This is a genomic window from Pseudomonas sp. KB_15 (genome assembly GCF_052114525.1).
Taxonomy (GTDB): Bacteria; Pseudomonadota; Gammaproteobacteria; order Pseudomonadales; family Pseudomonadaceae; genus Aquipseudomonas.
Genome location: NZ_JBFREX010000040.1, coordinates 59,585 through 69,911, shown reverse-complemented (window position 1 = coordinate 69,911; position 10,327 = coordinate 59,585). Strand labels below are relative to the sequence as shown.

Below are 10,327 nucleotides of genomic sequence, written 5' to 3'. Positions count from 1 at the left end.
CCCACAGGGTCTTGTAGTGAGTGAGAAAGCGTTTGTATCCAGTTTTGTGCGCTGATACATGACAATTTATGTTTGGCCATAGGTCGTCGKACAATTTCGTGGTTAACTTCGGCCTCGTCAAAATTCTCCACACCAACGTCAGAAGGACTCCGTTCATGGCTCAAGTCACTCTTAAAGGCAACCCGGTTCAAGTCAACGGCCAACTGCCACAAGCCGGTTCCAAGGCGCCAGCCTTTTCCCTGGTTGCGGGCAATCTGTCCGACGTCACCCTGAAAGACTTTGCCGGCAAGCGCAAAGTACTGAACATCTTCCCAAGTATCGACACCCCGACCTGCGCCACCTCGGTGCGCCAGTTCAACGCCAAGGCCGGCAGCGTCGACAACACTGTCGTGCTGTGCATCTCCGCTGACCTGCCATTCGCCCAAGCCCGCTTCTGCGGCGCCGAAGGCCTGGAAAATGTACAGAACCTGTCGACCCTGCGCGGCGCCGAGTTCATCCAGAACTACGGCGTGGCCATCGCTGACGGCCCGCTCAAAGGCCTGACCGCTCGTGCCGTCGTGGTCCTGGACGAAAACGACAATGTGTTGCACAGCGAGCTGGTTGGCGAAATCGCTGACGAGCCGAACTACGAAGCGGCACTTGCTGTTCTGAAGTAAATACGTCTTTACAATTGTTAACACCCCCGCTGTCAATAATGCTGTTGTAGGAGCGAGCTTGCTCGCGATGGACTCGAGAACGCTGCGTTTAGTCAGTAGACATGCGTTATCGTTAACGACCATCGCGAGCAAGCTCGCTCCTACACTTAGCGGCATTACCCTCTGTCCAGGCCGTTTTCATTTGTGCTTCAGTGTCTTACAGAAAATTCCTGTTCCGTAAGCCGAAAGTAAATTGCCGGTAAAGGCGCTTTGCTTAAAACCCGCCAGTGCTTATCGTTCAGCCTCATGTAAAAGAAGCCCACGCGCCCAATGGTTGATCACTCAATGCAATCCTCCGCATCCCGTAGTCCTCGTCGCTGGCTGTTCGGCCTGCTTGTCCTGTTGGTCATCGCCGCCTTGTGCTGGAAATTCTGGCCTGGCAGCGCTGCACCCAAGGAGGCTGCGGGGCAGAAAGCCGTCGCCGGGCATACCGGCAGGTCAGGCGGGATGCGCCCTGGATTCGGTGGCGCGTCCGGGCCGGTGCCGGTGCGAGTGGCTCCTGCAGTCAAGGGTGACTTCCCGCTGTATTTCAAGGCGCTGGGCACGGTCACGGCGCTGAACACCATCAATGTCCGCAGCCGCGTCGGCGGTGAGCTGGTCAAGATCTATTTCGAAGAAGGGCAGATGGTCAAGGCAGGCGACCTGCTGGCCGAAATCGACCCGCGCCCTTACCAGAATGCCTTGCTTCAGGCCGAAGGCACCTTGCTGCAGAATCAGGCGCAGCTGAAAAACGCCCAGGTCGATGTCGAGCGTTATCGCGGCCTCTACAAGGAAGACAGTATTGCCAAACAGACCCTGGACACCGCCGAAGCGCTGGTCGGTCAATTCCAGGGCACGGTCAAGACCAATCAGGCCGCCGTCAACGATGCCAGGCTCAACCTCGAATTCACCAGGATCCGCGCGCCAATCACCGGTCGCGTCGGCCTGCGTCAACTGGACGTCGGCAACCTGGTAGCCGCCAACGACACCACAGCATTGGCGATCATCACCCAGACCCAACCGATCAGCGTGGCCTTCACCCTGCCGGAAAACAGCCTCGACACCGTACTCGCCCGTTATCGCAGCGGCGCCAAATTGCCGGCTGAAGCATGGGATCGTGGTGATACCAAATTGCAGGCAACCGGCGTATTGCAGAGCCTGGACAACCAGATCGACGTCACCACCGGCACCCTCAAGTTCAAGGCCCGTTACGAGAACAGCGATCAGTCGCTGTTCCCCAACCAGTTCGTCAACGTGCGCCTGTTGGCTGATACCCTCAAGGACGTCGTACTCGCGCCTTCTGCCGCGATCCAGTTCGGCACTAATGGCACGTTCGTCTATGCCCTGGACGGTGACAAGAAGGTCAGGATCCGTCAGTTGAAAGTCGGCGCCAGTGACGGCCTGAACACCGTGGTCACTGAAGGCCTGGCGGTGGGCGAGCGGGTCGTACTGGAGGGCACCGACCGCCTGAAGGACGGTAGTGACGTGGAAGTGGTCAACGACAGCCAGGACGTGCCGGCCACGCCGACCGAACACCTGCAAGGCAAGTCGGCGGCCAACGCGGCAGAGCCTGCGACCACTGACAAGGCGAAAAAGGGCGGCGCATGAATCTCTCGCGGCTGTTCATTCTTCGCCCGGTAGCCACCACGCTGAGCATGCTGGCCATTATCCTGGCCGGTGTGATCGCCTATCGGTTGTTGCCGGTGTCGGCATTGCCCCAGGTCGATTACCCGACCATTCGCGTCATGACCCTGTACCCCGGCGCCAGCCCGGACGTCATGACCAGCGCGGTGACTGCGCCGCTTGAGCGGCAGTTCGGGCAAATGCCCGGCCTGACGCAAATGGCCTCCACCAGTTCCGGCGGTGCGTCGGTGCTGACCCTGCGTTTCAGTCTCGACATCAACATGGATGTGGCCGAGCAACAAGTGCAGGCGGCGATCAACGCCGCGACCAACTTGCTGCCCAAGGACTTGCCGGCACCGCCGGTGTACAACAAGGTCAACCCGGCCGACACGCCGGTGCTGACCCTGGCCATCACCTCCAAAACCATGTTGCTGCCCAAACTCAACGATCTGGTCGATACGCGCATGGCGCAGAAAATCGCCCAGATCAGCGGCGTCGGCATGGTCAGCATTGCCGGCGGCCAGCGTCAGGCCGTGCGGATCAAGGTCAACCCAGAGGCTTTGGCGGCCAACGGCTTGAACCTGTCGGACGTGCGCACGCTGATAGGTGCCTCCAACGTCAACCAGCCCAAGGGCAACTTCGACGGCCCGACCCGGGTCTCGATGCTCGATGCAAACGATCAACTGACCTCGCCCAAGGACTACGCCAACCTGATCCTGGCCTACGCCAATGGCGCGCCGCTGCGGCTCAAGGACGTGGCAGAAATCGTCGACGGTGCCGAGAATGAACGCCTGGCGGCATGGGCCAATGAGAATCAGGCGGTACTGCTGAACATCCAGCGCCAGCCCGGYGCCAACGTGATCGAGGTGGTGGACCGGATCAAGGCCTTGCTGCCGAGCATCACCGACAACCTGCCGGCAGGCCTCGACGTGGTGGTGCTGACCGACCGCACCCAGACCATCCGCGCCTCGGTCAAGGACGTGCAGCACGAACTGCTGATCGCCATCGCCCTGGTGGTCATGGTCACCTTCCTGTTCCTGCGTCGCGCCAGCGCCACGATCATTCCGTCGGTGGCCGTGCCACTGTCGCTGATCGGCACGTTTGGCGTGATGTACCTGGCCGGGTTCTCGGTCAACAACCTGACCCTGATGGCCCTGACCATCGCCACCGGTTTTGTGGTGGACGATGCGATCGTCATGCTGGAGAACATTTCCCGATTCATCGAGGAAGGCGACAGCCCGCTGAACGCGGCGCTCAAGGGCGCCAAGCAGATCGGCTTCACCTTGATATCCCTGACCTTGTCGCTGATCGCCGTGCTGATCCCGCTGCTGTTCATGGCGGACGTGGTCGGGCGCTTGTTCCGCGAGTTCGCCATCACCCTGGCGGTGGCGATCCTGATTTCCCTGGTCGTTTCCCTGACCCTGACACCGATGATGTGCGCGCGGTTGCTCAAGCGTGAACCCAAGGAAGCAGAGCAGGGCCGTTTCTACCGCGCCAGCGGTGCGTTCATCGACTGGATGATCGCCGCCTACGGTCGCAAGTTGCAGTGGGTGCTCAAACATCAGCCGCTGACCTTGATGGTGGCCATTGGCACCTTGGCGCTGACGGTTTTCCTTTACATGATGGTGCCCAAGGGCTTCTTCCCGGTGCAGGACACCGGCGTTATCCAGGGTATTTCCGAAGCGCCGCAGTCGATTTCCTTCGCCGCCATGAGCGCGCGCCAACAGGAACTGGCCAAGGTGATTCTGGCCGACCCGGCCGTCGAGAGCCTGTCCTCCTATATTGGCGTGGATGGCGACAACTCGACCCTCAACAGCGGTCGGTTGCTGATCAACCTCAAGTCGCACCACGACCGCGACCTGAGCGCAACGCAAGTGATTGCCCGTCTGCAACCGGAGCTGGACAAACTGGTCGGCATCCGCCTGTTCATGCAGCCGGTGCAGGACCTGACCATTGAGGACCGGGTCAGCCGTACGCAGTACCAGTTCAGCATGTCTTCGCCGGACTCGGAGTTGCTGAGCCTGTGGAGCAAGCGTCTGGTCGAAGCCTTGGCCGAGCGGCCGGAATTGACCGACGTTGCCAGCGATTTGCAGGACAAGGGTCTGCAGGTTTATCTGGTGATCGACCGCGATGCGGCGTCGCGGGTCGGTGTGTCGGTGTCGAACATCACCGATGCGTTGTACGACGCCTTTGGTCAGCGGCAGATTTCCACGATCTACACCCAGGCGAGCCAGTACCGCGTGGTGCTGCAATCGCAGTCCGGCGAGAAGATCGGCCCGGATGCGCTGAACCAGATTCACGTCAAGACCACTGATGGCGGTCAAGTACGCCTGTCCAGCCTGGCGCATATCGAGGAACGCCAGGCGCAACTGGCGATCACCCACATCGGCCAGTTCCCGGCGGTGATGATGTCCTTCAACCTCGCGCCCGGCGTGGCGTTGGGGCATGCGGTGCAGATCATCGAGCAGGTGCAGAAGGACATCGGCATGCCGATTGGCGTGCAGACCCAGTTCCAGGGTGCGGCGGAGGCTTTCCAGGCTTCGTTGTCGAGCACCTTGCTGCTGATTCTGGCGGCGGTGGTGACCATGTACATCGTGCTGGGCGTGCTCTACGAGAGCTACATCCACCCGATCACCATTCTTTCAACCTTGCCTTCGGCGGCGGTGGGCGCCTTGCTGGCGTTGATCCTCAGCGGCAACGACCTGGGTATGATTGCGATCATCGGCATCATCCTGCTGATCGGCATCGTGAAGAAGAACGCGATCATGATGATCGACTTCGCCCTGGACGCCGAGCGCAATCAGGGCATGGACCCGCAAACGGCGATCTATCAGGCGGCATTGCTGCGTTTCCGGCCGATYCTGATGACCACCCTGGCSGCGTTGTTCGGTGCSGTGCCGYTGATGCTSGCCACCGGTTCYGGCGCRGARCTGCGCCAGCCGCTGGGTCTGGTAATGGTCGGCGGCCTGTTGCTGAGCCAGATTCTGACGCTGTTCACTACGCCGGTGATTTACCTGTATTTCGATCGTCTCGGTCGGCGCTTTGGCAAGACCGGCGCTCAGGAGACGGCGGTATGACGGCCTGCATAACCTGTGGGAGCGGGCTTGCTCGCGATGAGGCCCGTTCGTTCAACATCATTGCTGGCCGATACACCGCTATCGCGAGCAGGCTCGCTCCTACAGGGGGGCAGCAGGGCTCGCGGGTTGGTGCCGGGAGCAGTCATCGATGAATCTCTCGGGACCTTTCATCAAGCGCCCGGTCGCCACCATGCTGTTGAGCCTGGCGATCATGCTGCTGGGCGGCGTGAGCTTCGGTTTGCTGCCGGTATCGCCGCTGCCGCAAATGGACTTTCCGGTGATCGTGGTGCAAGCCAGCCTGCCTGGGGCCAGCCCCGAGGTCATGGCGTCGACCGTGGCCACGCCGCTGGAGCGCTCCTTCGGCGCCATTGCCGGGGTCAACACCATGAGCAGCCGCTCCAGCCAGGGCTCGACCCGGGTGATCCTGCAATTCGACCTGGACCGCGACATCAACGGCGCGGCGCGGGAAGTGCAGGCGGCCATCAACGCCTCGCGCAACCTGCTGCCCAGCGGGATGCGCAGCATGCCGACCTACAAGAAGGTCAACCCGTCCCAGGCGCCGATCATGGTGCTGTCGCTGACGTCCGATGTGCTGGAAAAAGGCCAGCTCTATGACCTGGCCTCGACGATTCTGTCCCAGAGCCTGTCCCAGGTGCAGGGCGTCGGTGAGGTGCAGATCGGCGGCAGTTCCCTGCCAGCGGTGCGTATCGAACTCGAACCGCAGTCGCTGAACCAGTACGGCGTGGCCCTGGACGATGTGCGCAACACCATCGCCAATGCCAACGTACGCCGGCCCAAGGGCTCGGTGGAAGACGATCAACGGCTGTGGCAGGTCCAGGCCAACGACCAGCTGGAAAAAGCCAAGGACTACGAGTCACTGATCATCCACTACAACGGCGGCGCGGCCCTGCGCCTGAAGGATGTGGCGAAGGTCAGCGATGGCGTCGAGGACCGCTACAACAGTGGTTTCTTCAACGATGACGCAGCGGTATTGCTGGTGATCAACCGGCAAGCCGGCGCCAACATCATCGAGACGGTCAACGAGATCAAGGCCCAGTTGCCGGCGTTGCAGGCGGTGCTGCCAGCCAGCGTCAAGCTGAACCTGGCCATGGACCGCTCGCCGGTGATCAAGGCGACGCTGCACGAAGCGGAAATGACCCTGCTGATCGCCGTGGCCCTGGTGATTCTGGTGGTGTTCCTGTTCCTCGGTAACTTCCGCGCCTCGCTGATCCCGACCCTGGCGGTGCCGGTGTCGCTGGTTGGCACCTTTGCCGTGATGTACCTCTATGGCTTTTCGCTGAACAACCTGTCGCTGATGGCATTGATCCTGGCCACCGGGCTGGTGGTGGACGATGCCATCGTGGTGCTTGAGAACATTTCCCGGCACATCGACGAAGGCGTGCGGCCAATGAAGGCCGCGTACCTCGGTGCCCAGGAAGTCGGCTTTACCTTGCTGTCGATGAACGTGTCGCTGGTGGCGGTGTTCCTGTCGATCCTGTTCATGGGCGGGATTATTGAAAGCCTGTTCCGCGAATTTTCCATCACCCTGGCGGCCGCCATCGTGGTGTCGCTGCTGGTGTCGTTGACCCTGACGCCGATGCTCTGCGCCCGCTGGCTCAAGCCGCACACGCCGGGGCAGGAGAACCGCCTGCAACGCTGGAGCCAGCGGACCAACGACTGGATGGTCGGCAAGTACGCCACGAGCCTCGACTGGGTGTTGCGTCACAAGCGCCTGACTTTGCTCAGTCTGTTCGTGACAATCGGTGTCAATATTGCGCTGTATGTCATTGTTCCTAAAACATTTATGCCGCAGCAGGATACCGGGCAGCTGATCGGTTTCGTACGCGGCGACGACGGCCTGTCCTTCAGCGTCATGCAGCCGAAGATGGAAATTTTCCGCCGTGCGGTGTTGAAGGACGAGGCGGTAGAAAGCGTCGCCGGCTTCATTGGTGGCAATAACGGTACCAACAACGCCTTCATGCTGGTGCGCCTGAAGCCGATCAAGGAACGCAATATTTCCGCGCAGAAAGTCATCGAACGCCTGCGCAAGGAAATGCCCAAGGTTCCCGGCGCACAACTGATGCTCATGGCCGACCAGGACCTGCAATTCGGTGGCGGCCGTGAGCAGACCAGCTCGCAATACTCGTACATTCTGCAGAGCGGGGATCTCGGGGCGTTGCGCGAGTGGTATCCGAAAGTCGTCACCGCGCTCAGGGCCTTGCCGGAGCTGACGGCGATTGACGCGCGGGAAGGCCGGGGTGCCCGGCAAGTGACCCTGATTGTCGACCGCGACCAGGCCAAGCGCCTGGGTGTCGACATGGACATGGTCACGGCGGTGCTGAACAACGCCTACAGTCAGCGGCAGATTTCGACCATCTACGACAGCCTCAACCAGTATCAGGTGGTGATGGAGGTCAACCCGAAGTACGCCCAGGACCCGATCACCCTCAAGCAGGTCCAGGTGATCACCGCTGACGGCGCGCGGATCCCGCTGTCGACCATCRCCCATTACGAAAACAGCCTGGAAGACGACCGGGTCAGCCACGAGGGCCAGTTCGCTTCGGAAAGCATTGCCTTCGACATGGCCGAAGGCGTGACGGTGGCGCAGGGTACAGCGGCCATCGAGCGGGCGATCGCCAAGGTGGGCTTGCCGGAAGACGTGATCGTGAAGATGGCCGGCACCGCCGATGCCTTTGCCGCCACGCAAAAAAGCCAGCCGTTCATGATTCTCGGCGCTTTGGTGGCGGTGTATCTGGTGCTGGGGGTGCTATACGAAAGCTACATTCATCCGCTGACGATCCTTTCGACGTTGCCGTCGGCCGGGGTCGGCGCGTTGCTGTCGATCTATGCGCTGGGCGGCGAGTTCAGCCTGATTTCGTTGCTGGGGCTGTTTCTGCTGATCGGCGTGGTGAAGAAAAACGCCATTCTGATGATCGACCTGGCGTTGCAGCTTGAACGACACCAGGGCATGGCACCGCTGGAGTCGATTCGCAGCGCCTGCCTGCAACGTTTGCGACCTATTCTGATGACCACCCTGGCGGCGATCCTCGGTGCCTTGCCGTTGCTGCTGAGCCGCGCCGAAGGGGCGGAAATGCGCCAGCCGCTGGGCCTGACCATCATCGGCGGGCTGATCTTCAGCCAGGTATTGACGCTTTACACCACCCCGGTGGTTTACCTCTATCTCGACAAACTGCGCCATCGCTTCAATAAATGGCGTGGGGTGCGTACCGATGCCGCTCTGGAAACTCCGCTATGACTGAACGTTCGCTTTTCAACCTGGCTGCACCGCTGATCACAGCTCGAGGCTCGCGTCTGTTGAGCCTGACACTGTGTGTGGCGATGCTCAGTGCCTGCGCCGTCGGCCCGGATTACCAGCGCCCGCACATTGCCGAGCCGGCGCAGTACAAGGCCGCAGAGGGCTGGCGTCAGGCGAACCCGAGTGATGCCCTGGCTCGTGGTGCATGGTGGGAGTTGTATGGCGATCAGCAGCTCAACGGCCTGATCGAAAAGCTCAACAGCGCCAACCAGTCCGTCGCCCAGTCCGAGGCCCAGTACCGTCAGGCCCAGGCGCTGGTGCGCAGTGCCCGAGGGGCTTTTTTCCCGACGGTCGACCTGAACGTCAGCAAGAACCGTTCAAGCCAGGGCACCGGCAGCAGTAGTTCCAGCCTGAGCAGTTCGTCCAGCGGTATTCGCAATACGTACTCGACCCAGGTGGGTGTCAGTTGGGAGGCGGATGTGTGGGGCAAGCTGCGCCGTGGCCTCGAAGCCGATACCGCCAATGCCCAGGCGAGCTTTGCCGATCTGGCCGCGATGCGCCTGAGCCAACAGTCGGAGCTCGTGCAGAATTACCTGCAATTGCGTGTGATCGATGGCCAGAAGCGCCTGCTCGAAGACACGGTCTCGGCTTATCAGCGGTCGCTGAAGATGACCGAAAACCAGTACCGCGCCGGCGTATCCGGCAAGGACGCCGTGGCCCAGGCCCAGACACAGCTCAAAGGCACCGAAGCCGATCTGGTCGACCTGATCTGGCAGCGCGCACAGTTCGAAAACGCCATTGCCGTGCTGATCGGCCTGCCGCCGGCGGAGTTCAGCCTGGCGGAAAGCCAGGACATTCCGCAGTTGCCGCAAATACCGCCGGCACTGCCTTCGCAGTTGCTGGAGCGTCGCCCGGATATCGCGTCCGCCGAGCGCTCGGTGATGGCCGCTAACGCCAACATCGGCGTGGCCAAGGCTGCCTATTACCCTGACCTGACATTGAACATGAACGGCGGTTACAGCAGCAGCACCTATTCCAACTGGATCAGCCTGCCGAACCGCTTCTGGTCGGTAGGACCGCAATTGGCCATGACCCTGTTCGACGGCGGCCAGCGCTCGGCGGAAGTCGACCGCAGTGAAGCGGCCTATGACGAAACCGTGGCCAAGTACCGCCAGACCGTGCTGGACGGATTCCGCGAAGTGGAAAACTTCCTGGTGCAACTCAAGGTGCTCCAGGACGAAGCCGTCGTGCGCCAACAGGCACTGGATGCCGCCCGTGAATCGCTGCGCCTGACCCAGAACCAGTACAAGGCCGGCTTGATTGCGTACATCGATGTGGTCGTGACCCAGGCGGCGGCGTTGAGCAACGAGCGCAGTAACCTGGACCTGTTGCAAAGCCGCCTGATTGCCAGCGTGCAGTTGATTGCCGCGTTGGGGGGTGGCTGGGATGGGCAGCTTCAGGTGAGCGAAAACCCTTAGCGCAATCCCTGTGGGAGCGAGCTTGCTCCGGGCGGCGTTCCGACGATGGCTGAGTCACATTCAGCATTGATGTTGCCTGACCCACCGCCATCGCAAGCAAGCTCGCTCCCACAGGTTTTGTGGCGCCAGCAGCTTTACGCGAGTTAATGTAAAACCTTAAAACAGACGTTTCATCGGACTGATGGCCCTTTGCTCATTTTGTGAGTGCGTTCTCATTCG

At 61.2% G+C, this 10,327-nt stretch carries 5 protein-coding genes; all 5 read left to right on the top strand.

The genetic code is table 11. From position 1 onward, the window contains the following. Positions 1-155: 155 nt before the first annotated feature. On the top strand, positions 156-656 hold the full coding sequence (gene tpx / locus AB4Z35_RS23725) for a thiol peroxidase (RefSeq protein WP_007996495.1): 501 nt from the start codon (positions 156-158) through the stop codon (positions 654-656). A 309-nt stretch (positions 657-965) separates the two neighbouring features. Beyond that, positions 966-2,282, top strand: coding sequence for an MdtA/MuxA family multidrug efflux RND transporter periplasmic adaptor subunit (locus AB4Z35_RS23720; RefSeq protein ID WP_442099745.1), 1,317 nt, complete (start codon positions 966-968; stop codon positions 2,280-2,282). Next, positions 2,279-5,374 (top strand): MdtB/MuxB family multidrug efflux RND transporter permease subunit, encoded by a 3,096-nt coding sequence (locus AB4Z35_RS23715; protein ID WP_116261269.1) that lies wholly within the window; start codon positions 2,279-2,281, stop codon positions 5,372-5,374. Before AB4Z35_RS23720 ends, AB4Z35_RS23715 begins: the two co-directional genes overlap by 4 nt. 148 nt (positions 5,375-5,522) lie before the next feature. Further along, positions 5,523-8,630: an efflux RND transporter permease subunit gene (locus tag AB4Z35_RS23710; RefSeq protein WP_442099743.1), complete on the top strand. Its 3,108-nt coding sequence runs from the start codon at positions 5,523-5,525 to the stop codon at positions 8,628-8,630. After that, positions 8,627-10,108: an efflux transporter outer membrane subunit gene (locus AB4Z35_RS23705; protein WP_442099741.1), complete on the top strand. Its 1,482-nt coding sequence runs from the start codon at positions 8,627-8,629 to the stop codon at positions 10,106-10,108. The genes AB4Z35_RS23710 and AB4Z35_RS23705 overlap by 4 nt, the downstream gene beginning before the upstream one ends. Positions 10,109-10,327 lie beyond the last annotated feature (219 nt).

Excerpts from the sequence above, each read along its gene's own strand:
- tpx (WP_007996495.1), top strand. The coding sequence starts at position 156 with ATGGCTCAAGTCACTCTTAAAGGCAACCCGGTTCAAGTCAACGGCCAA.
- AB4Z35_RS23720 (WP_442099745.1), top strand. The coding sequence starts at position 966 with ATGGTTGATCACTCAATGCAATCCTCCGCATCCCGTAGTCCTCGTCGC.
- AB4Z35_RS23705 (WP_442099741.1), top strand. The coding sequence starts at position 8,627 with ATGACTGAACGTTCGCTTTTCAACCTGGCTGCACCGCTGATCACAGCT.